Raw genomic sequence first — 25,628 nt, forward strand, 5'->3', positions numbered from 1 at the left:
CGCCAAATGTCATGAAAGGGCCGTTCCTGACGTTTTTCGCCAGGAACGGCCCTTTCATGACATCCGAGGGAGAAGCGTCAGCGTTTCCCGTGCAGCACCGTGATCAGCTTCGCGACCAGAGCGTCGGTCTTTTCCTTGCGGGAGAACGAGGTCAGCACGATCGGCGCGGTGAACCGCTGCCGCGCGACGGCCTTCGGGCGGGCGAACTCGCGCAGGCCTTCCGGGCCGTGGATCCGGCCGAAGCCCGAATCCCCGACGCCACCGAAGGGCAGCGAAGCGATACCGGCGAACGAAAGCGGCGCGTTGATCGACGTCATGCCGGTGCGCAGCCGTCCGGCCAGTTCGAGGCCGCGCGACTTCGAGAACACCGTCGAGCCGAGGCCGTACTTCGTGTCGTTGGCCTTCTCGACGGCCTCGTCCATGTCGCGGACCTTGGCGATGGTGACGGTCGGGCCGAAGGTCTCCTCCTGCACGGCCGCGGAGTCCTCGGGCACGTCGACGAGCACCGTGGGCTGCACGTAACGGTCGCCGACCGCGTCGACACCGCCGACCAGCGCCTTGCCGCCGCGTTCGATGGCGTCCGCGATGTGGCGCTTGATCACCGAAAGCTGCGAAGGCATCGTCACCGGGCCGTACTGCGCGGCCGCGTCCGAGCCGGCTCGCACGTCCTTCGACTTCTCGACGACCTTCGCGACGAACTCGTCGTGCACGCGCTCGTGGACGTACACACGCTCGACGCCGATGCAGGTCTGGCCCGAGTTGGAGAACGCGCCCCAGACGGTCGCGTCGGCGGCGGCCTCGAGGTCGGCGTCCGCGTCGACCAGGACCGCGTCCTTGCCGCCTGCCTCGATGATCACCGGGGTCAGTGTCTCGGCGGCCGCGGCCATGATCTTCTTGCCCGTACCGGTCGAACCGGTGAAGGCGATCTTGTCGACGCCGCCTGTGACGAGCGAGGCGCCCGTCTCGCCGAAGCCGGTGATCAGCTGCAGCACCGGCCACTCCGGAACGACCTCGTTGAACGCGTCGACCAGCCATTTCCCGACGCCCGGCGTGTACTCGCTCGGCTTGAAGACGACGGTGTTGCCGGCGGCGAGCGCGTAGGCGATGGAGCCGAGCGGGGTGAACACGGGGTAGTTCCACGGGCCGATCACGCCCACGACGCCGAGCGGCTGGTACTCCACCGTCGCCGCCTGGTTCGACATCATCAGCCCGGCCGCGCGGCGCTGCTTGCCGAGGATCTTGCGCGCGTGCTTGCCCGCCCACGCGATGTGCTCGATGGCGAGGACGCTCTCCAGCTGCGCGTCGGCGATCGGCTTCCCGGTCTCGTCGCGCACGACCTGGCACAGCTGCGGCAGCCTGCGGGTGATGACGCCCTTCCAGCGGCGCAGACGTTCGGCGCGGCCGTCGTAGCCGAGCCCGGCCCACCATTCGGCGGCGTCCCTCGCGCGAGCGATCGCGGCGCGGACGTCCTCCTTGCCGTGTACCGGGTAGGTGCCGACGACCTCGTCGGTCGCCGGGCTGAGGGAATCGAAGGTCTCCCCCACGCTGTGCGCGGTCGGCTTCGGCTGGACTGCGGTCATCGACTTCTCCCGTGTCTCGGCTCAAAGCCCAGGCTACGACGTTACTGACGGCGTGCCAATAGCTCGCCTGGGGCGTGCCACCAGCATCGCACAGGAGACGAGCGCCGCAAGGACACCGAGAAGGGGGCACAGCCAGACCGGCAGCACGCCGATCGCCAGCGAGCCCAGCCCGAAGCCGGACGCCTGCACGGTGAAGGCCAGCGAGAACCCCTCGGACCGGCGGCGTTCCGGCAGCAGCTTCTGCAGGTTGACCGACGAGACGGCCATCAGCGGGCCGGTGCAGAGCCCGATCAGCGCGACCCCGCCGAGCAACCCGGCCCAGCCGAAGCCCGCCGAAACGACGATCCCGCCGAGCACGAAACCGGCCAGGAACAGCCGCGGATCACCGACCTTCCCGCGCGCCGCGTACAGCGCGCTCCCGGTGATGCTCGCGGCGCACAGCACGACGATGACGATCGCCGTCGCCGAGTCAGGGGCGCCGAGACGCTGGACGAGTGGCAGCAGCCCGACCTCGATGGTCGACAACAGGAGCCCGACGGTGAACAGCCCCGCCAGCCAGGGCACACAGGCGGCGACCGGGATCGGCTGCCGTTCGACCGTCCTTTGTGGATCTCGCTGGACCGTCCGTCGTGGCACGAGCAGCGCCGCGAGCAAGGCGACGACGGCCATCGCGAGGACCGGGACGACCGGTCCGGACGTCGCCAGGAGCGCCACGAGCAGCGGCCCGCCGACGATGACGCCTTCGAGGATCATCGCGTCCACCGAAACCGCCCTCGGCAGTTCCTCTTCGGTCACCGTCCCGGCGAGCAGGGTCCGGAAACCGCCGTTCAGCCCGCCCGCGACCAGGCCCGGTGGAATCGCCAGCGCGAGCAACGCCCAGTCCGGGGCTCCGGCGGAAGCGACCGCGGCCAGCAGGAACAGCCCGGCGGCGACCAGGGGCAGCAGGACGACGAGACCGCGGGCGGGGCCGACGCGGTCGAGCAGCCGTCCGGTCGGCACGGCGCCGACCATCTCGGCGGCGACGAAAACGGCCATCATGACCCCGCCGAGCCGGTACGAACCGGTCGTCGCGGTGGTCAGCACGGTGAAGGCCAGCGGTGCCATCGTGGCGGGCAGCCGGTTCAGCTGCACCCCCGCCGACCAGCGCCAATAACCGGGATTACGCAACAACGTCATGCCGGGGAAGCTTGCCGAACACGGCCTGGCGAGAACCATTGATTAGGACATAGCCTAATCTTATGATCGAGCTGGTCCTGACCGCCGAGAGCGCCAACCGCGTCCGCTTCGGCATCTCCCCGCTCGACGAGACCATGGGCGCGATGCAGACCCTGCTCGGACGGCGAGGGCATCCGAGCCACCTGCCGTGGCTGCGCGAGGCGGCCGCGAAACTGCCGGACCTGCCCATCGACGGCTTCACCAAGGTGATGAGCGCGCGGCACTACATCACCGACTTCCTCAGCCCGCCGCCGAGCGGGCCGGAGACCACCGCGTCCGCCCAGCTCGCCGAGATCCGCCGCACGCCACCGGACCAGGTCGCCCACGAACTGTCCAAAGTAGACGCCGATCTGAGCGGTCTCCCCGAAGACCCGGCCGTGGCAAGGGATCTGCTGGCGAGCCAGATGGAGATCGCCTGGACCGAACTGGTCGAACCACACTGGCCCCGGATGCGCCGGTTCCTCGTCGCCGACATCGAAGAACGCTCGCGGCGGCTGGCCGCAGGCGGAATCGCGCTGGTACTGGAGGACATCCACCCGCGGGTGCGGCTCGTCGACGACGTCCTGGTGATCGAGATGAAGGAACGCGGCCGCGTCCACCTCGACCGCCGCGGGCTCCTGCTGATCCCCGGCGTCTTCGCGTGGCCTTCGGTCGGGGTGATCACGATGGAGCCGTGGCAGCCTTCGCTGCTGTATCCGGCGCGCGGCGTGGCCGAACTCTGGTCGGACCCCGAACGTCCGCCCGGCGCGCTCGCGGGAGTCCTCGGCCGGACGAAGGCCGCCCTGCTCACGACGCTCAACGAACCCGCGAGCACCACCGAACTGGCCCGGCGGCTGGGCTTCTCGGCGCCGACGGTCTCGCAGCATCTGACCGCGATGCACGCCGCGGGCCTGCTCGACACCCGGCGCCGCGGCCGCGAAGTCCGATACCGGCGCACCGAACTTGGCGACGCCCTGATCGGGGCATAGGCTGGAATCGACCTACCGCGAAGGAGAACACCGATGCGTATTGTCCACTTTGGACACGCTTGCACGCTTCTGGAGACCGAGGGCGCGCGGATCCTGATCGACCCCGGCACCTTCTCGACGGGTTTCGAAGGCGAACGCGAACTGGACGCCATCCTGATCACCCACCAGCATTTCGACCATCTCGACCTGGACAGGCTGCCCGCGCTGCTGGAGGCCAACCCCGGCGTGAAGCTGGTCGTCGACCCGGGTTCCGCCGAAGCGGTGGGGAAGATCGGCACCGAGTTCCAGATCGCGAACCCCGGCGACGCCTTCGAGATCGGGTCCAGCGGGATCCGCGTCGTCGGTGGTGAACACGCGGTGATCCACGAGGAGATCCCGGTGATCCCGAACGTCGGCTACCTCGTCGACGACGGCGCGTTCTATCACCCGGGCGACTCGTTCTTCGTGCCGGAACAGAAGATCGACGTCCTCGGCCTGCCCACCGGCGCCCCGTGGCTCAAGGCCGGCGAGGCGGTCGACTACCTGCGTGCGGTGTCGCCGCGCCTCGCCGTCCCGATCCACGAAGCGGTCCTCGCGCGGCCGCAGATGCACTACGGCCTGTTCGCGAATCTCGCTCCTGAAGGCACCGAGGTGAAGGTGCTCGACGTCGGGGAGCCGGTGAAGCTCTAGCGGTAAGCCGCGCCCCCGGTGACGTTGCCGTCCGGTCGCCGGGGGTCGGCCAGCCGTGTCGCGAAAGCCACTTTCAGGACATCTGACGTCCCGAAAGTGGCTTTCAGGACGCCAGGCTTCCATTGAAGGCAGGGCAACCGTGGCGTGATCGGACTGGCCGATGATCCAGCGCGCCCGGGTCGTGAGTGGTAAAGACGGTTAGAACCGTCATTGCCACTCACAACCCCTTGGCGTCCCTTGTGGACAGCACGCCGCGCGGCCCCCGGTGACGTTACGAATGCCGCTTTCGCGACACACGCTTCTAGCTCCGGTACGCGAGTTTCCGCACCAAGATCTCCGCCGGTCCCCGATACGCCCGCCGGTGCATCACGTACGCGACGACGACCGTCAGCAGCCACACGCCGAGCCCGCACGCGGCCGCGACGAACGTGCTGCCGCTCAGCCCCAGCATGAACGGCGGAGCCAGGATCAGCCACGCCACCGACTGGAACAGGTAGGCGCTCAGCGTGCGCTGGCCGAGCGCCGAGATCGCGGTGACCACGACGCCGCGGCGTTTCCCGCCGACCGCCATGCCGATCAGTCCGAACAGGCTGATGTAACCGATCGCGCCGAACAGACCCGCGCCCTCGTACATCAGCTTGACGAGCCCGGCGGCCTCCTCGTCGAAGCCGACGTAGTCACCGGCGAAGAGCCCCATCGGCAGCGCGCCCGCGATCGCGACCCCGAAACCCCCGAACAGACCGAAAAGGAGCAGTTTCCGATTCGGCTCCTCCAGCACACGCTTCTTCGCGGCCCAGGCGCCCACCCAGACGAACAGGATCGACGACAGCAGGACCGCGGTGGTCATCGGCCATTCGACGAGCCGTTCCCCCACGGCGTCGCCGTACGTCGGCGCCAGTGACGACGCGTCCTCGGTGGACGGAACCGGCGCGTTCCCGGAGTTCCCGGTGAGCACCAGGTACATCAGCACGGCGAGATAGCAGACGCCGAAACCCAGGTACAGCACCGGAATCCGGTAGAAACCCTTGCCGCGCCGCAAAAACAGCAGGGCGAACACCATGCCGACCACGCCGTACGCGCCGAGCACGTCGCCGGAGAAGAACAGCACCCCGTCGACGGCGCCGAAGACGAGCAGCCACGCGTGACGGCGGAGCAGGATGCCACGTGTGCGCGGCCACGGCTGCCCCAGCGCCTCCTGGCGATCGGCGAACTGCACCATCCCGTAGCCGAGCATCATGCCGAACAGCGGCAGCGCGCACGCGTGGACGAGCACGAACAGCACCACGAAGTACGGCCGTTCCAGCCCTTCCGACGTCTGATCCACGCCCGGCGTGTTGCCGAGGAAGATGCTCGCGGTATGCGCCAGCGCGACCAGCAGGAGCGCGAAACCCCTGGCCAGATCCGGTGCGAGCACACGCTCGCCCGTCGGTGTCGATGTCATGGTTCCCCCTTTAGTATCCAACGTACACTAATTAATGTCCGGCGGATACTAAAGGTGGAGGAGGGGTTTTGTCAGCTCGTTTCGACGAGAGCGGCGATGCCGTCGAGGACGACGTCGAGGCCGAAGTCGAAATCGGAGTTCTGTTCGGAGCCGCCGAGGCCCGAGCTCAGGAAGCCCACGGCGTCGGGGAAACGCTCAGGGTCGATCAGCTCGGCAAGGCCTTTGCCGTAGGCCTGCTCCGCCTGCGCCTGGGTCAGCCCGCTGTCCTTCCGGCCCTCGGCGAGCTGGAGTGCCTGCGCGCAGGCGAGGCGGACATAGCCGCCGATCAGGACCAGGATCCCGCCCTTGGTCCCCCAGTCGAGACCGGTTTCGCGCAGCGTGCGCAGGAACGCGTCCATCCAGGCGACCGCGTGCGGACCGGCGGGCGGGCCGGAAAGCGGCAGCTCGACCAGCCACGGGTGGCTCATCAGCACATCGCGGTTGGCCTCGGCCAATGTGGTCAGCTCGGCCCGCCAGTCCCCGGTGGGCTCCACCTTCGGCGGATCGCCGATGGCGAAGTCGGCCATCAGCTCCAGCAGCTCCGCCTTCGAACCGATGTGGCGGTACAACGACATCTTCGTGACGCCCAGATCCTTCGCCACGTTCGCCAGCGTCACGTTCGCCACGCCTTCGCGATCGGCGAGGTCCACCGCCGCCGCCACGACACCGTCGATGTCGAGCACGGACGGCCTGCCGCGCGTCGGGCGTTCCGACCGGCGCCAGAGCCGCATCAGCGTCGCCGGTGCGCCTGCCTCGTCGGTCATCCCGACAATTTAACCCGCGTTCGCGAGAGCGAGCCGTACGTGGTTCCGAAAGCGCGGTTCTCCAGCGAGACGTCGACGGCGTCGAGGAACGCCTGCCGCAGTCCCGGCCGGGCGAGGTCCGCGGCGTCGATGCCGAGCCGCACCAGCCCGCCGCGACGCGCGGCCCTGGCGGCGGCCAGCACCAGCGCGAAACACCGGACGGTCTCCGTGCGGTGCGACGGTCCGCCGAACTCCTGCACCCTGGCGCGCTGGACGTCGCCGGACACCAGGTCCCGCACCGAAGCCAGATCCGCGCACAACGTGAACCCGTGCTCGCGCAGGGCCTGCAGGGTGCCTTCCGACGCGATCCAGCGCGGCGGCGCGAAGCCGTCGACGGCCATGCCGTTGGCGTCGAGCGCCGCCTTCGCCGCGATCAGGCGCAGCCTCGCCTCGTGCGCGGGCAGAGCCGCGAACTCGGCTCGTTTGCCCAGGTAGACGGCACGATGAGTGGGCGGGATCTGGTGGTCGTACCCGTGCAGGAGGACGGAATCGCCGCGGGTGCGGCGCGTCCGGACCCACTCGGTCACGGGGCCCTCGCCGGTGCGAGCGGCGTAGAGCACGGACAACGGGACCCTGCGCCGGTCGAGTTCGGCCGCGAGATCGGCGCAGCGGTGCAACGTCCGGGTGGTCACGCCGGACAGGGAAACCAGCAAACGTGCGTCCACCCCACCAGTGAGCCAGCCTCGGCTTGCGCCGGACTGACGACGGAGTGAACGCCGCAGGTCAGGCGGGCCAATCCTGCAGCGACCGGCCGGTGATGCGTTCGTACGACTCGATGTACCTCGCGCGCGTGGCGGCGACGATGTCCTCAGGCAAGGGTGGCGACCCGGGTCTGTCCCGGCGGTGCCAGCCGGACGCCGGGCTGGTGAGCCAGTCCCGCAGCGGCTGCTTGTCGAACGACGGCTGCGGGCTGTCCGGCGCGTAGCCGCCCGCCGGCCAGTAGCGCGAGGAATCCGGGGTCAGGACCTCGTCGGCGAGCACGAGGTTCCCTTCCCGGTCGACGCCGAATTCGAGCTTCGTGTCCGCGAGGAGGATGCCGCGTTCGGCGGCGTACTCCGCGCCGCGGCGGTACACCGCCAGCGTCGCCTCGCGGACCTCCTCGGCCCGCTCGCGGCCGAGCTGCCCGACGACGTCGGAGAAGGCGATGTTCTCGTCGTGCGAGCCGCGGTCGGCCTTGGTCGCGGGGGTGAAGATCGGCTCGGGCAGGCGGGACGATTCGGTCAGACCGGGCGGAAGTTCGACACCGCAAACCGTGCCGCGCGCGCGATAATCGGCGAGACCGGTACCGGTGAGATACCCGCGGGCGACGGCTTCGAACGGCAGCATCGCCAGCCGCCGCACCAGCAGCGCGCGGCCGCGGACCTCGGCGGGGATGCGTTCGTCTTCGTAGGAGACCAGGTGGTTGGGGAGGACATCGGAGAGCAGGGAGAACCAGAACACGCTCATCGCGGTGAGCACCCGACCCTTGTCCGGGATGGGCGTGTCGAAGACGACGTCGTAGGCGGAGATCCGGTCGGAGGTGACGAGCAGCAGATGCTCGTCATCGACGGCGTAGAGCTCACGGACCTTGCCGGCGGCGATCTTCGGGTATTCGAGCGTCGTCACGGCTGCACCCTAGCGATCAAGGATGATGGCTGATCATGCCGATCCACTGCGTTTCGTTCACGACCGACTACGGGCTGAGCGACGGTTTCGTGGCCGCGTGCCACGGCGTGATCGCGCGGATCGCGCCGTCCGTACGGGTGATCGACGTGAGCCACGAAATCCCTCCGCAGCAGGTCAGGACCGGCGCCGAGGTGCTCGCCCAGACCGCGCCGTATCTGCCGGAGTCCGTCCATCTCGCCGTCGTGGACCCCGGCGTCGGCACCGCCCGGCGCGGCGTCGTGGTGGTCACCGAGCGCGGAATGCTCGTCGGCCCGGACAACGGACTTCTCATTCCCGCCGCCGAAACACTCACCGGGGTGATAGCGGCGTACGAACTCGCGGCGCCGGAATACCGTCTTCCGGTGACGTCGTCGACGTTCCACGGGCGTGACGTGTTCGCCCCCGCCGCGGCGCATCTCGCGCTCGGCGTCCCGCCCGAGGAGTTCGGGCCGCGCGTCGACGACCTCGTGCGGCTGCCCGACCCGTTCGTCGCGGTGTTCCCCGGCAAGCTGGTGGCCGAGGTGCTCACGGTCGACCACTTCGGCAACGTCCAGCTGGCCGCGAGCCCCGCCGACCTCGAACTGGCCGGGCTGGCGGGCACGGTCTCCGTCAGCAGCGAACACGTGCTGGTGAAAGCGCTGGTCGGCGACACCTTCGGCACGGTGCCGCCGGGCCGGAACGTGCTCTACACCGATTCCGCGGGACGGCTCGCGGTCGCCGTGAACGGCGGCTCCGCCTCGGCGGTGCTCGGGCTCGGACCCGCCCAGGAGTGCACGATCACCTCGTCGCCGACGGACACCTGACCGGGCCCGGTCACCGCCATCTTGATCCCGAACGAGACGCCGCCCTCGGGTTCGCGGCGGTAGTCGGCGAGCGACCGGATCGGCTCGGGACCGGCCTTCTTCCCCGTCTCCTGGTCGACCATCGGCACCGTGCAGCGGATGCAGACCTTGGCGTAGCCCAGTTCGAGGCCACCGGCGGTGAGCGAACGGACGTCGTCCTCGCGATGCGGCTCGGGCCAGCCCGCGACGACGATGTTGGGCCGGAAGCGGTCCATCGGCACGGCTTCGGCGCCGCGCGACGCGATGCGCTCGTTCAGACCGTCCAAAGAGGACTCGGAGGTCAGCAGGATCGCGTGCGCGTCGGCGAAGGCCGCGGTGCCGGGGATCTCGCCGTTGGTGACGCGTTCGTGCTCCGGCGCGAGCCCGACGAGCACCGACGGCAGGCCGAGGACGTCGGAGAACCACTCGGCGGCCTCCGCGCCCTGGTGGACGCCCTTGCCCTGCCAGGTGAACGTCGCGGCGGGCTGCCTCGGCCCGTCCGCGACCGTCTCGACCAGCAGCTCCTCGACGCCGGGAGCGGCGATACGCAGGCGGGCGCCGTCGTCGAGCACCTCGGCCCGGATCGAGGCCATCACCGGATGCTTGCGCTGGCTGCGGAACTCGCCCTCCGGGGAGACGACCATCCAGGCCCGGTCGAACCGCAGCCCCGCGGGGGTGACGTCGGCCGTTTCGACCGACGTCCCCGCGCAGCCTTTGACCGGGTAATGGACCAGCTTCGCCACTCTCGCCATAGCCGCAGGTTAACGACTAAGGCGTCGTGAGTGGTAAGGACGGTTAGGGCCAAGGCTGCCATAGGTGCCTACTGAATGTGGGCGACCGTTGGCCGCCGGTCCGTGAAGGCCTCCTTCCCTACTGAAGGTAGGCAAGGAGGCCTTCACGGACTACACGATCGCCACCCGCGACTCTGCGACACCACCAGACCCAGCAGTCACAGCAGATGCGCGTGAAGGGCCCCTTCACACCTTCCCCAAGTACGTGAAGGCCCCCTTCACTGCGTCTAGCGCAAGGAAGGGGGCCTTCATGTACTTGGGAAGCGCTCTACAGCACTTGCGACAGGAAGCGCTGCAGCCGCTCGCTCCGCGGAGCGTCGAAGATCGCCTCCGGAGCGCCCTGTTCGACGATCTTCCCGTCGTCCATGAACGCGACCTCGTCGGCGACGCCGCGCGCGAAACCCATCTCGTGGGTGACCACGAGCAGCGTCAGCCCGCGCTCGGCCAGTCCCGCCATCAGCGTGAGGACGCCCTTGACCAGCTCCGGGTCCAGCGCGCTGGTCGCCTCGTCGAACAGCATGACCTCGGGCTCCATGGCGAGCGCCCGCGCGATCGCGACCCGCTGCTGCTGCCCGCCCGAGAGCGCGCTCGGCCGGTACGGCGCCTTGTCGGCGAGGCCGACCTCGGCGAGGCGGGCGTGCGCGATCTCCGCCGCCTCCTCCTTGCCGAGTTTGCGCACACTGCGCAGCGGCAGGGTGATGTTGTCCAGCACGCTGCGGTGCCCGAACAGGTTGAAGTGCTGGAACACCATCCCGACGCGCTGCCGCAGCGCGTCCGGATCGGACGAGATGACGCTCTCGCCACCCAGCAGCAGATCGCCCGAGTCGGGCTCCTGGAGCCGGTTCACACAACGCAGCAGCGTCGACTTGCCGGAGCCCGACGGCCCGATGATGCAGGTCGTGCGGCCCTTCTCGACCTTGAGGTTCACGCCTTTCAGCACTTCGAGGGTGCCGAACGAGACGTGGATGTCGCGGAGTTCGACGCTGGAAGAACGGACGGCGGCGGTCATGACATCGGCACCTTTCCGGCGTTCAGGAGTTCCGTTTCGCCGCCCTCGTCGTCGACCCGGATCTTCTTGCCGGTGCGCAGCTTCTTGTCGATGTAGTTGACCAGATGCGTCAACGGCACGGTGATCACCAGGTAGACGGCACCGGCGGCGACCAGCGGCGACAGGTTCCCGGTGTTCGCCGCGAGGTCCTGCCCGATGCGGAACAGGTCGCGCTGCTCGGCGAGGAAGCCGAGGAAGTACACCAGGCTGGAGTCCTTGACCAGCGCGATGAACTGGTTCACCAGCGCGGGCAGCACGCGCCGCACACCCTGCGGGATGACGACGAGCGTCATCGCCTTGGTGTAGCTCATGCCCAGCGCACGACTGGCCTCCATCTGTCCTTTTTCGACACTCTGGATACCGGCGCGGAAGATCTCGCCGATGTACGCGGCCGCGATCAGGCTCAGCGCCAGAATGCCCAGCGGGTAAGGGTTCCGCGACAGCGACGGGATGAGGATCCCGCCGCCCTGCCCGATCACCAGGATGGTCAGGATCGCGGGCAGGCCGCGGAAGATGTCGGTGTACACCCGGGCGGGCCAGCGCAGCCACGCCTTGCTGGACAGGCCCATCGTGGCCAGCAGCATGCCGAGCACGGTGCCGATCAGTGCCGAGAACGCCGACAGGATCAGCGTGTTCAGCAGGCCGGTCCCGAGGAGGTCGGGGAAGACCTCCCAGATGTACTCCCAGTTCAGGAAGGTGTTGAGGAAATCGTCCACTTACTTCTGCCCGGCCTTGAACTCCGCGGGCACCGGCGCGTTCGGTTCGAACCGCTGGTGCACCCTTTCCCAGGTCCCGTCGGCGATGACCGCCTTGAGCCCGGCGTTGATCTTGCCCGCCAATTCGGTGTTGCCCTTCTTGACCGCGAAACCGTGCGGGATCGTCGTGGTGATCGCCTTGACCACCTTGAGTTTCGCGTCCGGGTTCTTCGCCGCGTAGTCCTCGGCGGTCGCCTGGTCGAAGATCGCGCCGTCGATCGCACCCGATTTCAGCGCGGCGAGCGCGGCGGCGTCCTGCGGGAACTTCACCGCCTGCGCGGTGGGCGCGTTGGCCGTCAGCCAGCTGTCCGACACCGTGCCCTGGACGACGCCGATCCGCTTGCCCGCCAAGGAGTTCTCGTCGGTGATCGCGACGCCCTCGCGGGTCTCGATGCCGAGCGACTGGTAGTTGTACGGCGCCGAGAAGTCGACGGTCTTGCGGCGTTCGTCGGTCTGCGAGATCCCCGAGCTGCCGATGTCGAACTTGCCGGTGGCGACCTGGCCGAGCAGCGCCGAGAACTCCGTGGAGACGAACTCGAGTTTCAGGTTCTGGTGCGCGGCGATGGCCTTCAGCAGCTCGTTGTCGAACCCGGTGAACACGCCGTTTTCCTGGTAGGCGTTGGGTTTCGAGTCGCTGAGGGTGCCGACGCGGAGGGTTTTCCCGCCGGCGTCCTCACCGCCGCCGCACGCCGCCAGCACCGCCAGAAGGGCAGCGCTGACGACGGCGGCGAGTGACTTCTTCATCGTGATCCTCACGCCTTGAACTGGGCCGGGACCGGGGCCGTCGGCAGGAACTTCTCGTGCAGCTTGACCCAGGTGCCGTCGGCGATGACCTGCTTGAGGCCCTCGTTGATCTTGGTGAGCAGCTCGCTGTTGCCCTTCTTCACCGCGAAGCCGTGGGGCACGTCGGTGGTGAAGGACTTGACGACCTTGAGCTTCGCGTCGGTGCTCTCCTTGACGTTCGTCTCGGCGATCGCCTGGTCGAGGATGTAGGCGTCGACGGCGCCGCTCTTGAGCGCGGCCAGCGCCGGGGCGTACCCCGGGAAGCGCACGGCCTGCGCGTCGGGCACCGTCGAGGTGAGCCACTTGTCGCCGACGGTCGCCTGGATGACCGCGACCCGCTTGCCGGACAGGCCCTTCTCGTCGGTGATCGGCGAGCCGTCCTTGGTCTGGATGCTCATGACCTCGAAGTTGTACGGGCTGGAGAAGTCGACGTTCTTCTTGCGCTCGTCGGTCTGCGCGATGGCCGAGCTGCCGATGTCGAACTGGTTGTTCGCGACCTGGCCGAGCAGCGAGGAGAAGTCGGTCGACGCGAACTCGAGCTTCAGGTTCTGCTTGGCGGCGATGGCCTTCAGCAGTTCGTTGTCGAAGCCGGTGTAGTTGCCGTTCTCGACGTAGATGTTCGGCGGCGCGTCGCTCAGCGTCCCGACGCGCAGGGTCTTCTCGGTGGCGGATTCGCCACCACCGCAGGCGGCGAGCACGGCGACGAGGCCCGCGGCCAGCGTGGCGAGGAACGTTTTCTTCATGATTTTCAGACCCCCGGGTTCTGCACGGGCAGGCCAGGGCCGCCCTGTTCGAGTTCCTTGGGCAGCGGCTCGGTTTTGAAGAACTGAGCGTGCAGGCGGGCGACGGTGCCGTCCGCCACGGCCTTCGCGAGGCCGTCGTTGATCTTCTTCAGCAGTTCCTTGTTGTCCTTGCGGACGGCGAACGCGGACGGCGTGTCCTTGGTCTCGACGGTGTAGCCGAACTCCAGCTGCAGGTCCGGGTTCTGGTCGATGTACTTCTGCCCGATGTCCTTCGGCACGACCCAGCCGTCGAGGCTGCCGCCCTTCAGCTGCGCGAAACCGGCGTTGTAGTCGGGGAAGCGGACGACGTTGGCGCCGGGCACCTTGCCGCTGGCGAAATCGTCCTGCACCGACGCCTGCACGACGCCGAGCCGCTTGCCATTGAAGGCGCCGACGTCCTTGAGACCCGCGCCCTTCTTGGTGATGATCGAGGTGAACCCGGTGCTGTAGCCGTTGCTGAACGCGACGGTCTTCTTGCGGGCCTCGGTGGTGGAGATCGTGGAGCTGCCGATGTCGAACTTGTTGGTGGCGACGGCCGCGAGCAGCCCGGCGAACTCGGTGCCGACGAACTCGACCTCGAAGCCCTCGCGCTTCGCGATGTCGCGCAGCAGTTCGTTGTCGTAGCCGGTGAAGGTGCCGTTCTCCAGGTAGATGGACGGCGGCGCGTCGGTCAGGGTGCCGACCCGCAGCTTCTGGGCGCTCGCACCCGCGTCACCGGAGCCGCAGGCGGCGAGGGCGAGGGTGGCCGCTCCGGCCGTGACGACGGCGACGATTTTCGACAGCGTGGATCTCATCGCTTCTTCCGTGGGTTCGGCGCGCAAGGCGCGATACAAGCACGCCAGGCCGCCTCATGGGCGGCCTGGCGCTCCGGGTTCAGCGATCGAGATTAGGCATTTCGCCCGATCGAGTAACTTCGTCTCACTCTGTGAACGCCCCGTGGTGGGGCTGCTCACAGGTCAGAGGATCGGGGCCGGCGAGTAGTTCGCCGCCTCCGGGAAACGCTCCAGGATGGCCTCGACGCGGGACGCGATCGCGGCCACCTGGCGGGGCGCGACACCGGTGAACGAGATGCGGTCGGCGAGGAGTTTGTCCAGCTCACTGCGGTCGAGCGGGATGCGCTCGTCGGCGGCGAGCCGGTCGAGGAGGTCGTTCTCGGCCAGCCCCTGCTCCCGCATCGCGAGCGCGACGCCGACGGCGTTCTCCTTGATCGCCTCGTGAGCGGTTTCACGCCCGACCCCCGCGCGGACCGAGGCCATGAGCACCTTGGTGGTCGCGAGGAACGGCAGATAGCGATCGAGCTCACGTCCGATGACCGCCGGGAAGGCGCCGAACTCGGCCAGCACCGTGAGGAAGGTCTCCAGCAGACCGTCGAGCGCGAAGAACGCGTCGGGCAGCGCGACCCGGCGGACGACGGAGTCGGACACGTCGCCTTCGTTCCACTGGTCGCCGGCGAGCTCACCGATCATCGACAGGTAGCCACGCAGCACCACGGCCAGCCCGTTGACCCGCTCGCAGGAACGCGTGTTCATCTTGTGCGGCATGGCCGACGAGCCGACCTGGCCGGGTTTGAAGCCCTCGGTGACCAGCTCGTGGCCCGCCATCAGCCGGATCGTCTTCGCCAGGCTCGACGGGGCGGCCGCCAGCTGGACGACGGTGGACAGCACGTCGAAGTCGAGCGAACGCGGGTACACCTGGCCGACGCTGGTGAACACGTTCTCGAAGCCGAGGTGGGCCGCGACCCGCGACTCCAGTTCGTCCAAAGTGGACTCGTCGCCGAGCAGGTCGAGCATGTCCTGCGCGGTGCCGACCGGGCCCTTGATCCCGCGCAGCGGGTAGCGGCCGATGAGGTTTTCGAGCCGGTCGAAGGCGACCAGCAGTTCGTCGGCGGCGGTGGCGAACCGCTTGCCCAGGGTCGTCGCCTGCGCGGCGACGTTGTGCGAACGACCGGCCATCACCGTGTCGGCGTGCTCGACCGCGATCGCGGTGAGCCGGGCCAGCACCGCGCCGACGCGGCCGCGCACCAGCTCCAGCGACCGCAGCACCTGCAACTGCTCGACGTTCTCGGTGAGGTCCCGCGAGGTCATGCCCTTGTGGACGTGCTCGTGCCCGGCGAGCGCGTTGAACTCCTCGATGCGGGCCTTCACGTCGTGCCGGGTGACGCGCTCACGTGCGGCGATCGAGTCGAGGTCGACCTGCTCCAGGACGCGTTCGTAGTCGGCGACGACACCGTCCGGCACCTCGACGCCGAGGTCGGCCTGCGCGCGGAGCACGGCGAGCCAGAGCTCGCGCTCCAGCACGACCTTGCGTTCCGGGGACCAGAGTTCGACCAGCTCAGGCGAGGCGTAGCGGCCGGCGAGCACGTTGGGGATGCGGGGCTTGTCCGTCACGCGGCCAGACTAACCCGCCCCGCGTTTCGTCCTCTGAATGCCGTGGTTCGCGACGCCAACTACCGCATTCAGAGGACGAAATGCGGGAGGTCAGGCGAGGGCCGCCTGGAGCATGCGCGCGGCGGCGGCCCGGGGCTCCGGGTCGACCTCGATGAGCGCGTTGACCACGGCACCGTCGACCAGGGCGACGAGCCGCTCCAGTTCGGTGGCGTCCACAGGAGTGCCGGAGCGCGCGAAGATCTCGTGGAGCAGCTCGTACAGCTGCGCGGACAGCGTCCGCATCAGGGGCCGAAGGTACGGACGGCGCCCCGTCCCGACGAGGCGTTCGTAGCGCAGAAGGACCGCTTCGGCGTCGGCCTCGCGATCCGGGCGGAGCGGACCAAGGAGCATGTCCAGCACCAGGTCGACGGTGGCCTCGACGCCGCGGTTGCGGGTCGCCAGCTCGTCGAGACGCTGCCGCCCGTCCTCCAGTTCCACCTTCGCGTGATGCTCCACCGCGGCGGTGACCAGCTCTTCCAGCGAATCGAAGTAGTACGTCGTCGAAGCGAGCGGAAGACCGGCCCGCTCGGCGACCGCACGATGCCGCACGGCGTCGAAACCGCCCTCGGCCAGGAGCGACGAGGCGGCCTCGATCAACTCGGCACGGCGTCGCTCACCCTTCGGTGTGGTCGCTGCGGCGGTCATGGCGGGCTATTTTGCCAGCTCGGTCAGTAGCGGGCGGCGAGTACGCCGACCAGCCTGTCGACGTCGGACTCGGGAAGGGCGGGCCTGCCCGAACCGTCGCCGAGGCTCACCACGACCACGAGGGACCCCTTGGGGGTGGTCCGCCGCGCCTCGGCGGCGCCGGTGGGCATCACCGGGACGGACGAGCCCGCCGGGTAGACCGCCGCGGAGACCGTGCCGCCCGGCACCTGGAACCCCGCGGACCTGGCTCCCGTCGTACAGATGTCGCCGGGCGTCGACTTGGCGACATCCACGGGGACCGGGAGCTCGCCAGCGAGGGCGGTGGCGAGCTCCCGGTCCACCTGGTCGCACCCGTAGGTGCCTTCGGCCACCAATGGGCCGGTCTTCTCTACTCCGCCGCCCCCCTGCTGAGGCGGCGGGTTCGAGAAGTTCGAGGACTCCCCGTTCTGAGGACGTGCGGACGCCGCCCCGGGTTGCCCCGCGGACGCCGCTTCCTGATCGGATTTGGCCGCGGTCCCCAGTTCGAAGTCGGTTCCGCCGAGCACGCCGAACATGCCCACTCCGGCCAGCACCAAAACCACCGCACTACAGGCCACCGCGATACCGTTTCGGCGTCGAGCGGTGGCGCGTTTCGAGGCGCGGACCACGTCGGCGGTGTCGAAGGTCGGCGACGGCGCGTCGCCGGGGGCGTCACGGAACAACGCCTTCAGGTCATTCTCGTCCATCCCGTGCCACCTCCTCCTTCTCCATGACCTGCCTGAGGTTCGCCAGCCCGCGCGCGGTCTGGCTCTTGACGTTCCCTTCGCTGCAGCCCAGCGCCTTCGCCGCGGCACCGACGTCCAGCCCCTCGAAGAACCTGAGCACCAGCACGGCACGCTGCTTCGGGGGCACTTCGCGCAACGCGGCCAGCAGGTCTTCCCTGGTGACGACCTGTTCGCCGAGGTCGAAGCCGTCCTGCGGCGGTTCGGGCAGCTCTTCGGTCTGCCACTCCCGCCGCCACGGCCGCCTCGACTCGTCGATGGCCGCCCTGACCAGCGTCTTCCGCACGTAGGCGTCGGTCGCCGCCCGTTCTCTGATCTTCTTCCACCTCCGGTGCAGCGCGACGAACGCCGTCTGCGCGAGATCGTCCGCACGATGCCAGTCACCGCAGAGCATGTACGCGGTCCTGCGCACGGAGTCCCGCTTCGCGGCGAAGTACTCCGCGAACTCTTGTTCGTCGCGCTGGTTCACGCGGTTTTTGTCTCCGCTCTTGCCTCGTCGGTGGGTAGGACGGAACCGGGGGCGTCCACGGTTGCATGAGCGGGCGCGGCGGACCAGCCGGGGAGGAGATTCATGGCGGGCCCGTCGATGTGATGTGATCGTACCGTGACCTCGCGCTCTCTCCCGCTGATCGATTTCCGCTCCGACACCGTCACCCGTCCCGACGACGTCATGCGCCAGGCCATGGCGAAGGCCGAGGTCGGCGACAACGTCCTCGACGGCGATCCGACCGTCGCCGCGCTGGAACAGCGCGCCGCGAAACTCCTCGGTATGCCCGCCGCGCTCTGGACCCCGTCCGGGACCATGGCGAACCTGATCGCGCTGAGCATCCATCTCCAGCGTGGCGACCGGTTCCTCGCGCCGCGCGGCTCGCACGTCATCACCGACGAACTCGGTTCCGCCGCGTGGCTCGCGGGCGGCATGCCGGAGCCGCTGGAGCACGACGCCGGGCCCGGGCGGCCGACGCCGGAGACGCTTTCGGCCGCGATCGGCGTCCCGCGCGGGCCGTACTACGCGCTGCGCACCCCGCTGTTGTGCCTGGAGAACACGCACAACACGGCGGGCGGCGCGGTCACCCCGCCCGACGAGCACGCGCAGCTGGTCGCGATCGCGAAGGAGGCCGGGCTGACCGTGCACCTCGACGGCGCCCGCATCTGGCACGCGTCGGTCGCGCTGGAGGTCCCGCCCGCGGCCCTCACGGTCGGCGTCGACACCGTGTCCGCCTGTTTCTCCAAGGGCCTCGGCGCCCCCGTCGGCTCGGTGGTGGCCGGCAGCGAGGAGTTCGTCGAGAAGGCACGGCGGATGCGCCAGATGCTCGGCGGCGGCGTCCGCCAGGCCGGCGTGCTGGCCGCGGCCTGCATGGTGGCGCTGGACCGCATCGGCGACCTCGCCGAGACCCACGAGAACGCGACCCGGCTCGCGGCCGGGTTCGCCGAGCTCGGCTGGGAGGTCAACGCTCCCGAGACCAACATCGTGCAGGTCACCGCACCGGATCTCGAAGGACGGCTGGCCTGGCTGGCCGGGCTCGGGATCCTGACGCTGCCGAGCTCGGGCCGGATCCGCTTCGTCGCGCACCGCGACCTTTCCGCGGCGGACATCGAAGAAACCCTTCAACGCGTCAAGACCGGGGGCTGAACATGAACTGGATCGTCTTCGACTACGGCGACGTCATCAGCGAGCACACCGACGCGCTGCCGACCCTGGCCAAGGCCTTCGACCTCGATGTCGCCGACTTCGAGCCGCACTACTGGGCCGAGCGGGTCCAGTACGACTCCGGCGGCTCGGACCTCGAGTACTGGCAGAACGTCGGCCGCGCGCTGAACGTCCCTGTCGACAAGGCGTTCGCCGACGAGCTGACCCGCATCGACGTCGAGGGCTGGACGCACCTCGAACCGGACGTCCTCGAACTGCTGGAAGGGCTGCACGAGGCCGGCGCGGCGCTCGCGCTGCTCTCGAACGCTTCGTCCACCTTCGGCCGCTGGGTGCGCGAGCAGGAGTGGGCGAAGCTGTTCCGCGTGAAGCTCTTCTCGGGTGATCTCGGCTGCATGAAGCCCGACGCGAAGATCTATCGGATCCTGCTCGCCGAACTCGGCGCCGAACCGGGCGACTGCCTGTTCTTCGACGATCGTCAGTCCAATGTGGACGGAGCACGGGCGGTGGGGATGAAGGCCGAACGGTGGGTCGGCGTGACAACAGCGAAATCCGGCTTCGGCTCTTCGGAGGAATAATTCACCCTCACCGCTCATCCGCTTACGCGCGGTGAACCGGATGACCTACGCTGAACGCGTCCAAACCGAGTTACCCCGGTAGGTGCCCATGTCAGCGGACCAGCGCCCGTTCGTGCCCGTCGATTTCGACCGGCCGAGCATCGCGAGGGTCTTCGACGCGCTGATGGGCGGCCAGGACAACTACGAGGCGGACAGGGTGGCGCTGCGCCAGATCCTGGAAATCTCGCCGGACGCGCAGACGATGGCCAAGGAGGTCCGGCACTGGCTGGTGCGGACCGTGCGCTACCTGACCGACCGGGAAGGCATCGACCAGTTCCTCGACCTCGGGTCCGGTTTCCCGAGCATGGACAACACGCATCAGGTCGCGCAGCGGTACAACCCCGAGGCCCAGGTCGTCTACGTCGACCGGGATCCGGTGGTGCAGGCGCACGGCCGCGCGCTGCTCGCGGCGAACGACTTCGCGCATATGGTGGCCGCGGACCTGACCGAACCGGCCGAGGTCGTCGAGGAACTCGCCCGCACCCACCGGCTGGACTTCGACCGGCCCGTCGGGCTGGTCCTGTGCGCGATCGTCCACCACCTCCAGGACCTCGACGAGGCGCGGAAGATCGTCCGCGCCTACGTCGACGCGCTGGCCCCTGGCTCGTTCGTCGCACTGCTGCACCAGCACAACCCCGCCGACGGCTCCGAAGCCGCCGACGTCGCGACGGCACTCGAGAAGCGCTTCAACGGCACGGGGCTGGACACGCTGTACCGCACGCGTGACGAGATCGAGTCGTTCTTCGAGGGACTCGATCTCATGGAGCCCGGGCTGACGTACCCGCACCTGTGGTGGCCGGACGGCCCGCGCTTCACCCCGCTTTCGCCCGTGAACTTCACGTCGCTCGGCGGGGTGGCGCGTAAGCCTTAGCGGCGGAGCTGCTTCGGGGTGCCCTTGCCCTTGATGGCGCCGTACGCGGCCGTGCCGAGGAAGACCGCGCCGCCGATGACGGCGATCCAAAAGACGGCCTTCACGAGGAAACCGAGCACGGATCCGAGCACCATGAAGGCCACCCAAGCCAGGATCAGCCCGCCGACGATCTTCCAGAACATGGCATCCTCCGATTGCCTCACCGTGCCCGAGCGGGCCCGGTGAGTCCAGGTTGTCAGGCGAAGCTCGCGAGCGCCTTCATTCCGGCTAACGTTCAGGGTGATTTCCGGGTTCCCCCTGAGCGGTGAGCCACTGGCCCAGCCTGCGGACCCCTTCGTCGATGTCCTCGCGAGAACCCGCGAAGGAGAACCGCACGAACCGGCCGCCGTCGACCGGGTCGAAGTCGATCCCGGGGGCGATCGCGACGCCCGTTTCGGCGAGGAGCCGTTGGCACCAACTGAGGCTGTCGTTCGTGTACGCGGAGACATCGGCGTAGGCGTAGAAGGCGCCTTCGGCCGGCGCGAGCTTGTCGATGCCGATGCCCTTGAGACCGGCGAAGAGCACGTCGCGGTTGGCCCGGTAGCGCTCGACGTGGCCGTCGGCCTCCGCGTACGCCTCCGGGGTGAACGCGGCGACCGCGGCGTGCTGGGAGACCGCGGGCGGGCAGATGGTAAAGTTGCCGGTCAGGACGTCGATCGCGCGATGCAGCCGCTGCGGCGCGAGCATCCAGCCGAGCCGCCAGCCGGTCATGGCGAAGTACTTGGAGAACGAGCCGAGGACGAGCGCTTCGGTGCCGTACTGCCAGGCACAATCGAGTCCGGCGCCGTAGGAGATCCCGTGGTAGATCTCGTCGCTGATCAGCTGCACACCGCGTGACGCGCACCAGCCGCTGATCGCCGCCAGTTCACCCGGCGGCAGGACGGTGCCGGTCGGATTGCTCGGGCTGGCCACGATGAGTCCCTTGATCGGTCCCAATTCGTCGAGCAGCGCGACGGTCGGCTGGAAGTTCGTGTCCGCCCCGGTGGCGAACTCGACGACCTCGCAACCGAGCACCTTCAGCAGGTTGCGGTAGGCCGGGTAGCCGGGACGCGCCATCGCGACGCGGTCGCCCGCCTCGAAGGCGCTGAGGAACGAAAGCAGGAAACCACCGGAGGAACCGGTCGTCATGATGACGTCCTGCGGGCTCACGTCGACCGGGTACGTGCGGTTGTAGTGCTCCGCGACGGCCTCGCGCAGCTCCGGGATGCCGAGCTGCTCGGTGTAGCCGAGGTTGTGGTCCTTCAGCGCGCGTTGCGCGGCTTCGAGCACCGGTCCCGGCGCCGGGGCGGACGGCTGCCCGGCGAGCAACGGGACCAGGTCGCCGTGGCTGCGCTGCCGGGCTTGTGCGGCCGAAAGGACGTCCATGACATGGAACGGCGGGACGTCGGAACGTGCGGCGGGACCGGGGATGAGCATGACGTGAGGCTAACCGGACTTCGCGAGGAGAACCGCGTAGCCGTCGAGGAGCCGTTGCAGGCCGAACTCGAAGAGCGTGTCGAGGTCGTAGTCGAACGGAGCGCGGGAGACGACACCGGCGAAGTTCGGGAAACGGCCGCCGGACACCAGATCCCAGAGGATCGGCTCGTGCTCCGCCAGCCAGGCGTCGGCCGTGACCGCCGTTCCGGATTCGGTGTCGGCTTCGGCCTCGAAGTTGAGGGCGATGCCGCGTACGTGGTTGAAGATCGTGATGTGCGCGTACATGATCGTCGACGGCGGGAGGCCGTGACCGTCGAGCGCGCGGGTCGCCCAATCGGCGTGCGTCAGCAGATTCGGCAGTGGCTGCGGGCGGGTGATCGAGAGCGCCTGCGCGAGCCAGGGATGCCGCCGGAACAGCGCCCATTGCGCCCTCGCCATCAGCTCCAGCTGGGCCCGCCAGCCGGATGGCGGCTCGGGCGGGAAGCGGATTTCGCCGAGCGCCATGTCCGCCATCTCGAGGATCAGCTCCTCCTTCGCGGTGACATGGCGATAAAGCGCCATCGTCGCGACGCCGAGCCCGGAGGCGACGCGGCGCATCGAGAGCGCGCGGATGCCCTCGGCGTCGGCGATCCGGATCGCGGCCTTCACCACTCGCTCGCGTGACAGCTCCGCCTCGGTCCTCGGCGCGGCCTTCCGGGTGCGGCTCGCGACGACCGTGCCCGCGCCGGGTTTGGCGACGACCAGGCCGTCCCGTTTGAGCGTGGCGAGGACCTTCGTCGCGGTCACCATCGCGACGCCCCATTCGGCGATGATCCGGCGGGTCGACGGGATCTTGTCGCCCTCGCGAAGCTCGCCGGACGTGATCCGGCGACGGATCTCGGCGGCGATCCGCAGGTAGGGCGGCTCGGTTCTTGCCATAGTGCACCTTACCGCGTTCCCGGTGCCGCACTAGCCGTATCGCACTAGTGCATTGAAGGTTTTCCAGGCATTCTCCTGGGTCCGGGTCCCAACGTACATACGTTGTACGCAGTGCTTCAAAACGCCGTACACAGGGAGTGGACATGCGGAAGGTCCTGATTTCGGGCGCGGGGATCGCCGGCACGACGCTGGCTTACTGGCTGCGCCGGCACGGTTTCGCGCCGACGGTCGTCGAACGGGCGCCCGCGCCCCGGGTCGGCGGGCACGCGGTCGACATCCGCGGCACGGCGCTCGGCGTCGTCGACCGGATGGGGGTGCTCGAACGCCTCCGGGAGCTGCGGACGGACATGCGCGGGATGTCGTTCGTGAACGGCGAGGGCAAGACCCTCGTGAACGTCACCGACCACACGCTGACCGGCGGGCTCACCGACAGCGAGGACGTCGAGATCCTGCGGGACGACCTCACCGACACGCTGGCTTCGGTCGCTCAGGAGGGTGTCGAGTACGTCTACGGGGACTGGATCACCGGCATCACGCAGCGCACCGACGGTGTCCGAGTCGCCTTCGCACGCGGAGAGGCCCGAGACTTCGATCTCGTCATCGGCGCGGACGGGCAGCACTCGGCCGTGCGGTCACTGGTTTTCGGTGCGGAGAAACAGTTTTCGCACTACATGGACACCTATCTCGCGGTGTTCACCGTGCCGAACTTCCTCGATCTGGACCGCTGGCAGACCTTCCACATGATGCCGGGGAAACTGGCCGGTCTGTACAGCGCGCGCAAGAACACGGAAGCGCGGGCGATGCTCGGCTTCCAGTCGCCGGAGCTCGACTTCGACCGGCACGACCTGGAGCAGCAACGAAAACTGATCGCCGACCGGTTCGCCGGCCAAGGCTGGGAAGTGCCGCGGCTGCTTCGCGAAATGGCGTCGAGTGAGCTGTACTTCGATTCCATGACCCAGATCCGGATGGACCGGTTCACCGACGGGCGGGTCGCGCTGGTCGGCGACGCGGGCTATGGCCCCTCGCCGCTTTCGGGGCAGGGCACCAGTTTGGCGATCGTCGGGGCCTACGTGCTCGCCGGGTCACTGGCCGCTTCTCTTGACCACCGCGCCGCTTTTGCTTCCTACGAAAGGGAAATGCGGCCGTTCGTGCTCAAGAACCAAGCACTGGCCGCGATGAACCAGAAGAACCAGACGCGGTTCCGGCAGTGGAAACAGATCCAGTCGATGCGGGTGCTGCCTCATCTGCCGTTCCGGGACCGGCTGATGAAGGCGGCCATGCGGCCGCTCACGGAAGCGGCGAACGCCTTGGCACTCAAGGACTACTGACGGCGGGCCTTGCGTGCGCCGACCGGCCTTCATACCTTCCCAAGTACGTGAAGGCCCCCTTCACTGCGTCTAGCGCAAGGAAGGGGGCCTTCACGTACTTCTGGCGGGCCCGAGACGCCGGCAAGCGAGCCGGTCGATCTCGTCAGTAGCCCTGGTATCCGCCGCCACCGGCCATGGACTTCAGGCCCGGGTGGCCATCGAAACCGCCGTACCGCGAGAACGTGTACCGCACGCCCGCGATGATGTTGTCGACCGGGTTGTAGATGTCGTCGTGCCCGGGCAGCTTGTGCGCGTTGAAGGTCGGGTCGATGCACTGCATCAACCCCTTCGACGGCGTGCCCTTCGCCGCGTTGGAGTCCCAGTTGTTGATGGCGTTGGGATTGCCGCCGGACTCCTTCTCGATGATCGTCCAGATCTTCTGGATATCCGCCTCGGTCACCGGGATCCCGTTGGCCTGCAGGATCTTGATGGCCTCTTGGATCCACTGCTGGACGTTGCCCGGCGGCGTCGTCGACGGCGGGCCGCCGCTCGGGCCGAGGCCGCCGCCCCCACCACCGCCACCGCCTCCTCCACCGCCACCACCACCGGCGTGGAGTCCGCCGGTGCGCTTGGGGACGGAGCCGTCCTTGCCGGGCATCGGGACGGTGGAATAGCCGCCCTGGATGTCCTTCTTCATCAGTTCTTGGGACTTCTGGATCATCTGGTTGGCCTGGTCGAGCAGGCCTTTGACCCGGCCGTCCGCGTCCTTGGCGATACCGTTGATGTCGGTCTTGGCCTTCTGGATGATCTCGTCGGCCGAAGGGCTCGGCGCCGGTTTGTGATCCTTCTCGGCCTGCGCCGCGGCCGTGATCGCCGCGTTCTTGTCCTTCTCCGCCTGCGCGTTCCTGGTGTTGACCGCCGCTTCGGCGTCTTCGTAGACGCCCTTCACCTGGGCCTTGATGTTGCCGAGATCGGTGTGGACGCGATCGAGGTCGTCGACGACCTTGCCCAGCTGCTCTTCGACGTTCTTGCCGGCCTTGGTGATCGACTTGACGTACTCGAAGAAGGCCTCCGCGGCGGGCCCGGCCCAGACGCCGCCGTTCAGCGCCTCGGTCGAGGTCGACAACGCCGCGCTGTGGTCACCCGCGTTGTCGGCGGCCGTCTTGAACTGCCTCGACGCGTTCTGAATGGCGGCGAGGTTGACCTTGCTGATCTGCTCGGCCTTCTGGGTCAGTCCGTCCCAGCCGTCCGGCGTGCCGGCGCCGACACCGTTCAAAGCCACTGCTCAAGCCCCCTTGGTCTTCGGCCCCCAGGCCTGGCGAGTCGTCACAGGTCCCCGTGCACCTTCAGGTTGTCCACGTGGACCGCTTCGGTCTCCTTGATCAGCCCCGCGGCCTTTCGCAGCACGAAGGCCGTGGCCTCCATCAGCTGACCGGCCGAATCGAATTCGTTGTGGACACCCTGTTTGAACTTGCCGACCGCGCCGTGCGCGTCGCCGTGCTCGTCCACTCCGCCGAAGGGGCTTTCCTTCTCGTCATCCATCCCGGTGACGCCTTTTTTGGTCTTCTCGAACTCGTCCTTGAGCTTCTCCACCTGACCGGCGGCGATCCCCATGGAATCCGGGTCGTACACAGGCACGGT

At 68.6% G+C, this 25,628-nt stretch carries 28 protein-coding genes; 7 read left to right on the top strand and 21 right to left on the bottom strand.

The window, feature by feature from the left end; translation table 11 throughout:
* Positions 1-77 precede the first annotated feature (77 nt).
* Positions 78-1,580, bottom strand: coding sequence for an aldehyde dehydrogenase family protein (locus AB8M46_RS09920; protein WP_125733068.1), 1,503 nt, complete (start codon positions 1,578-1,580; stop codon positions 78-80).
* 33 nt (positions 1,581-1,613) lie between these two features.
* Complete coding sequence (locus AB8M46_RS09925; protein ID WP_394360128.1) at positions 1,614-2,756, bottom strand: MFS transporter; 1,143 nt, start codon at positions 2,754-2,756, stop codon at positions 1,614-1,616.
* Positions 2,757-2,818: 62 nt separating this feature from the next.
* On the opposite strand from AB8M46_RS09925, the gene AB8M46_RS09930 reads away from it, so the two are divergent.
* Entirely contained in the window at positions 2,819-3,763 is a 945-nt protein-coding gene (locus tag AB8M46_RS09930) for a DUF5937 family protein (RefSeq protein WP_394360129.1), read from the top strand.
* Between the two features lie 33 nt (positions 3,764-3,796).
* On the top strand, positions 3,797-4,432 hold the full coding sequence (locus tag AB8M46_RS09935) for an MBL fold metallo-hydrolase (RefSeq protein WP_394360130.1): 636 nt from the start codon (positions 3,797-3,799) through the stop codon (positions 4,430-4,432).
* A gap of 301 nt (positions 4,433-4,733) precedes the next feature.
* On the opposite strand, the gene AB8M46_RS09940 is transcribed toward AB8M46_RS09935, so the two are convergent.
* The 4 genes from AB8M46_RS09940 to AB8M46_RS09955 form a co-directional block, all read right to left on the bottom strand.
* On the bottom strand, positions 4,734-5,873 hold the full coding sequence (locus tag AB8M46_RS09940) for a DUF418 domain-containing protein (RefSeq protein ID WP_394360131.1): 1,140 nt from the start codon (positions 5,871-5,873) through the stop codon (positions 4,734-4,736).
* Between the two features lie 71 nt (positions 5,874-5,944).
* Positions 5,945-6,676 (bottom strand): TetR/AcrR family transcriptional regulator, encoded by a 732-nt coding sequence (locus AB8M46_RS09945; RefSeq protein WP_394360132.1) that lies wholly within the window; start codon positions 6,674-6,676, stop codon positions 5,945-5,947.
* Entirely contained in the window at positions 6,673-7,380 is a 708-nt protein-coding gene (locus tag AB8M46_RS09950) for a DUF2334 domain-containing protein (RefSeq protein ID WP_228694807.1), read from the bottom strand. Before AB8M46_RS09950 ends, AB8M46_RS09945 begins: the two co-directional genes overlap by 4 nt.
* Before the next feature lie 58 nt (positions 7,381-7,438).
* The gene (locus AB8M46_RS09955) at positions 7,439-8,320 is read right to left on the bottom strand and encodes a phosphoribosylaminoimidazolesuccinocarboxamide synthase (protein WP_394360133.1); all 882 of its coding nucleotides are present in this window, start codon (positions 8,318-8,320) and stop codon (positions 7,439-7,441) included.
* A 35-nt stretch (positions 8,321-8,355) separates the two neighbouring features.
* Here AB8M46_RS09955 and AB8M46_RS09960 point away from each other — a divergent pair, with 35 nt between their 5' ends.
* Positions 8,356-9,162, top strand: a complete 807-nt coding sequence (locus tag AB8M46_RS09960; protein WP_125733062.1) for an S-adenosyl-l-methionine hydroxide adenosyltransferase family protein — start codon at positions 8,356-8,358, stop codon at positions 9,160-9,162.
* Here AB8M46_RS09960 and AB8M46_RS09965 read toward each other — a convergent pair.
* From AB8M46_RS09965 to AB8M46_RS10010, 10 genes are all read right to left on the bottom strand, one after another.
* Positions 9,045-9,932: an MOSC domain-containing protein gene (locus tag AB8M46_RS09965; protein WP_394360134.1), complete on the bottom strand. Its 888-nt coding sequence runs from the start codon at positions 9,930-9,932 to the stop codon at positions 9,045-9,047. The genes AB8M46_RS09960 and AB8M46_RS09965 overlap by 118 nt on opposite strands.
* Before the next feature lie 307 nt (positions 9,933-10,239).
* The gene (locus AB8M46_RS09970; RefSeq protein WP_037334665.1) at positions 10,240-10,980 is read right to left on the bottom strand and encodes an amino acid ABC transporter ATP-binding protein; all 741 of its coding nucleotides are present in this window, start codon (positions 10,978-10,980) and stop codon (positions 10,240-10,242) included.
* Positions 10,977-11,735, bottom strand: a complete 759-nt coding sequence (locus AB8M46_RS09975; RefSeq protein ID WP_394360135.1) for an amino acid ABC transporter permease — start codon at positions 11,733-11,735, stop codon at positions 10,977-10,979. The genes AB8M46_RS09970 and AB8M46_RS09975 overlap by 4 nt, the downstream gene beginning before the upstream one ends.
* Positions 11,736-12,518, bottom strand: a complete 783-nt coding sequence (locus AB8M46_RS09980) for an ABC transporter substrate-binding protein (RefSeq protein WP_037334659.1) — start codon at positions 12,516-12,518, stop codon at positions 11,736-11,738.
* Between the two features lie 8 nt (positions 12,519-12,526).
* Complete coding sequence (locus tag AB8M46_RS09985) at positions 12,527-13,300, bottom strand: ABC transporter substrate-binding protein (protein ID WP_037334657.1); 774 nt, start codon at positions 13,298-13,300, stop codon at positions 12,527-12,529.
* Between the two features lie 5 nt (positions 13,301-13,305).
* The gene (locus AB8M46_RS09990; RefSeq protein ID WP_081975717.1) at positions 13,306-14,133 is read right to left on the bottom strand and encodes an ABC transporter substrate-binding protein; all 828 of its coding nucleotides are present in this window, start codon (positions 14,131-14,133) and stop codon (positions 13,306-13,308) included.
* Between the two features lie 162 nt (positions 14,134-14,295).
* Positions 14,296-15,726, bottom strand: coding sequence for an adenylosuccinate lyase (gene purB, locus AB8M46_RS09995; protein ID WP_394360136.1), 1,431 nt, complete (start codon positions 15,724-15,726; stop codon positions 14,296-14,298).
* 90 nt (positions 15,727-15,816) lie between these two features.
* Positions 15,817-16,410, bottom strand: a complete 594-nt coding sequence (locus tag AB8M46_RS10000) for a TetR/AcrR family transcriptional regulator (protein WP_037334651.1) — start codon at positions 16,408-16,410, stop codon at positions 15,817-15,819.
* A 23-nt stretch (positions 16,411-16,433) separates the two neighbouring features.
* Positions 16,434-17,135 (bottom strand): hypothetical protein, encoded by a 702-nt coding sequence (locus AB8M46_RS10005; protein WP_037334649.1) that lies wholly within the window; start codon positions 17,133-17,135, stop codon positions 16,434-16,436.
* Positions 17,122-17,640 carry a SigE family RNA polymerase sigma factor gene (locus tag AB8M46_RS10010; protein WP_005152531.1) on the bottom strand — a complete coding sequence of 173 codons (519 nt, stop codon included), beginning with the start codon at positions 17,638-17,640 and terminating at the stop codon, positions 17,122-17,124. Before AB8M46_RS10010 ends, AB8M46_RS10005 begins: the two co-directional genes overlap by 14 nt.
* A gap of 135 nt (positions 17,641-17,775) precedes the next feature.
* Here AB8M46_RS10010 and AB8M46_RS10015 point away from each other — a divergent pair, with 135 nt between their 5' ends.
* From AB8M46_RS10015 to AB8M46_RS10025, 3 genes are all read left to right on the top strand, one after another.
* A complete protein-coding gene (locus tag AB8M46_RS10015; RefSeq protein ID WP_037334640.1) occupies positions 17,776-18,804 on the top strand; it encodes a low specificity L-threonine aldolase in 1,029 nt (342 codons plus the stop codon).
* Between the two features lie 2 nt (positions 18,805-18,806).
* Positions 18,807-19,397, top strand: a complete 591-nt coding sequence (locus AB8M46_RS10020) for an HAD family phosphatase (RefSeq protein WP_037334637.1) — start codon at positions 18,807-18,809, stop codon at positions 19,395-19,397.
* Between the two features lie 88 nt (positions 19,398-19,485).
* Positions 19,486-20,307: an SAM-dependent methyltransferase gene (locus AB8M46_RS10025; RefSeq protein ID WP_394360137.1), complete on the top strand. Its 822-nt coding sequence runs from the start codon at positions 19,486-19,488 to the stop codon at positions 20,305-20,307.
* Here the strand turns inward: AB8M46_RS10025 and AB8M46_RS10030 are convergent.
* The 3 genes from AB8M46_RS10030 to AB8M46_RS10040 all read right to left on the bottom strand — a co-directional run bounded on the left by AB8M46_RS10030 (position 20,304) and on the right by AB8M46_RS10040 (position 22,680).
* A complete protein-coding gene (locus AB8M46_RS10030) occupies positions 20,304-20,489 on the bottom strand; it encodes a hypothetical protein (protein WP_007032516.1) in 186 nt (61 codons plus the stop codon). The two genes, AB8M46_RS10025 and AB8M46_RS10030, sit on opposite strands and share 4 nt — an antisense overlap.
* An 85-nt stretch (positions 20,490-20,574) precedes the next feature.
* A complete protein-coding gene (locus AB8M46_RS10035; RefSeq protein ID WP_394360138.1) occupies positions 20,575-21,762 on the bottom strand; it encodes a pyridoxal phosphate-dependent aminotransferase in 1,188 nt (395 codons plus the stop codon).
* 9 nt (positions 21,763-21,771) lie between these two features.
* Entirely contained in the window at positions 21,772-22,680 is a 909-nt protein-coding gene (locus tag AB8M46_RS10040; RefSeq protein ID WP_394360139.1) for a TetR/AcrR family transcriptional regulator C-terminal domain-containing protein, read from the bottom strand.
* Positions 22,681-22,823: 143 nt separating this feature from the next.
* Here AB8M46_RS10040 and AB8M46_RS10045 point away from each other — a divergent pair, with 143 nt between their 5' ends.
* Positions 22,824-24,008: an FAD-dependent monooxygenase gene (locus tag AB8M46_RS10045; RefSeq protein ID WP_394360140.1), complete on the top strand. Its 1,185-nt coding sequence runs from the start codon at positions 22,824-22,826 to the stop codon at positions 24,006-24,008.
* Positions 24,009-24,150: 142 nt separating this feature from the next.
* Here the strand turns inward: AB8M46_RS10045 and AB8M46_RS10050 are convergent, their stop codons facing one another.
* Both AB8M46_RS10050 and AB8M46_RS10055 read right to left on the bottom strand, forming a co-directional pair.
* The gene (locus tag AB8M46_RS10050) at positions 24,151-25,269 is read right to left on the bottom strand and encodes a transglycosylase SLT domain-containing protein (protein WP_350592676.1); all 1,119 of its coding nucleotides are present in this window, start codon (positions 25,267-25,269) and stop codon (positions 24,151-24,153) included.
* 44 nt (positions 25,270-25,313) lie between these two features.
* Positions 25,314-25,625, bottom strand: a complete 312-nt coding sequence (locus AB8M46_RS10055; protein ID WP_026467133.1) for a hypothetical protein — start codon at positions 25,623-25,625, stop codon at positions 25,314-25,316.
* Between the last annotated feature and the right edge of the window lie 3 nt (positions 25,626-25,628).

The sequence above is a fragment of the Amycolatopsis sp. SB7-3 genome, from assembly GCF_041021335.1.
Classification (GTDB): Bacteria; Actinomycetota; Actinomycetes; order Mycobacteriales; family Pseudonocardiaceae; genus Amycolatopsis; species Amycolatopsis japonica.

Bases quoted from the DNA above. Each gene is read 5' to 3' on its own strand.
- AB8M46_RS09945 (WP_394360132.1), bottom strand. From the start codon at position 6,676: ATGACCGACGAGGCAGGCGCACCGGCGACGCTGATGCGGCTCTGGCGC.
- AB8M46_RS10045 (WP_394360140.1), top strand. From the start codon at position 22,824: ATGCGGAAGGTCCTGATTTCGGGCGCGGGGATCGCCGGCACGACGCTG.
- AB8M46_RS09935 (WP_394360130.1), top strand. From the start codon at position 3,797: ATGCGTATTGTCCACTTTGGACACGCTTGCACGCTTCTGGAGACCGAG.
- AB8M46_RS10000 (WP_037334651.1), bottom strand. From the start codon at position 16,410: ATGACCGCCGCAGCGACCACACCGAAGGGTGAGCGACGCCGTGCCGAG.
- AB8M46_RS09970 (WP_037334665.1), bottom strand. From the start codon at position 10,980: ATGACCGCCGCCGTCCGTTCTTCCAGCGTCGAACTCCGCGACATCCAC.
- AB8M46_RS10025 (WP_394360137.1), top strand. From the start codon at position 19,486: ATGTCAGCGGACCAGCGCCCGTTCGTGCCCGTCGATTTCGACCGGCCG.
- AB8M46_RS09930 (WP_394360129.1), top strand. From the start codon at position 2,819: ATGATCGAGCTGGTCCTGACCGCCGAGAGCGCCAACCGCGTCCGCTTC.
- AB8M46_RS09980 (WP_037334659.1), bottom strand. From the start codon at position 12,518: ATGAAGAAGTCACTCGCCGCCGTCGTCAGCGCTGCCCTTCTGGCGGTG.
- AB8M46_RS09940 (WP_394360131.1), bottom strand. From the start codon at position 5,873: ATGACATCGACACCGACGGGCGAGCGTGTGCTCGCACCGGATCTGGCC.
- AB8M46_RS09925 (WP_394360128.1), bottom strand. From the start codon at position 2,756: ATGACGTTGTTGCGTAATCCCGGTTATTGGCGCTGGTCGGCGGGGGTG.
- AB8M46_RS09965 (WP_394360134.1), bottom strand. From the start codon at position 9,932: ATGGCGAGAGTGGCGAAGCTGGTCCATTACCCGGTCAAAGGCTGCGCG.
- AB8M46_RS09985 (WP_037334657.1), bottom strand. From the start codon at position 13,300: ATGAAGAAAACGTTCCTCGCCACGCTGGCCGCGGGCCTCGTCGCCGTG.
- AB8M46_RS09920 (WP_125733068.1), bottom strand. From the start codon at position 1,580: ATGACCGCAGTCCAGCCGAAGCCGACCGCGCACAGCGTGGGGGAGACC.
- AB8M46_RS10030 (WP_007032516.1), bottom strand. From the start codon at position 20,489: ATGTTCTGGAAGATCGTCGGCGGGCTGATCCTGGCTTGGGTGGCCTTC.
- AB8M46_RS10020 (WP_037334637.1), top strand. From the start codon at position 18,807: ATGAACTGGATCGTCTTCGACTACGGCGACGTCATCAGCGAGCACACC.
- AB8M46_RS10040 (WP_394360139.1), bottom strand. From the start codon at position 22,680: ATGGCAAGAACCGAGCCGCCCTACCTGCGGATCGCCGCCGAGATCCGT.
- AB8M46_RS09960 (WP_125733062.1), top strand. From the start codon at position 8,356: ATGCCGATCCACTGCGTTTCGTTCACGACCGACTACGGGCTGAGCGAC.
- AB8M46_RS09990 (WP_081975717.1), bottom strand. From the start codon at position 14,133: ATGAGATCCACGCTGTCGAAAATCGTCGCCGTCGTCACGGCCGGAGCG.
- AB8M46_RS10005 (WP_037334649.1), bottom strand. From the start codon at position 17,135: ATGGACGAGAATGACCTGAAGGCGTTGTTCCGTGACGCCCCCGGCGAC.
- AB8M46_RS10035 (WP_394360138.1), bottom strand. From the start codon at position 21,762: ATGCTCATCCCCGGTCCCGCCGCACGTTCCGACGTCCCGCCGTTCCAT.